General features: G+C 59.5%; 1 CRISPR repeat array.

The window, feature by feature from the left end:
- A CRISPR array of direct repeats spans window positions 1–429; the repeat unit is 31 nt; unit sequence CCAGCCGCCTTCGGGCGGCTGTGTGTTGAAA.
- Window position 430 lies beyond the last annotated feature (1 nt).

Consider the following 430-nt stretch of genomic DNA (forward strand, 5'->3'; position numbering starts at 1 on the left):
CCAGCCGCCTTCGGGCGGCTGTGTGTTGAAACACCCAAATCTTTCAGGATTGCCGCCAACGCATCGTCCAGCCGCCTTCGGGCGGCTGTGTGTTGAAACCAAGACGGCAAAGTCCACTTGGTTGCCAGCAAAGCCAGCCGCCTTCGGGCGGCTGTGTGTTGAAACCAAGACGCACTCGCGTCCATCGGCACGTCCGCCGCCAGCCGCCTTCGGGCGGCTGTGTGTTGAAACCAAGCTGTCAGGTTTACCAACATCCCCAAGTTATCCAGCCGCCTTCGGGCGGCTGTGTGTTGAAACGCAAAATCCTCGGGCGAAACGGTCAGGCTGCCTTGCCAGCCGCCTTCGGGCGGCTGTGTGTTGAAACAACAACGAACAGCTCGAGTTGATGAACCAAAAATCCAGCCGCCTTCGGGCGGCTGTGTGTTGAAAC

Origin of the sequence: Neisseria sp. HMSC074B07 (assembly GCF_001810355.1) — a bacterium.
Classification (GTDB): domain Bacteria; phylum Pseudomonadota; class Gammaproteobacteria; order Burkholderiales; family Neisseriaceae; genus Neisseria.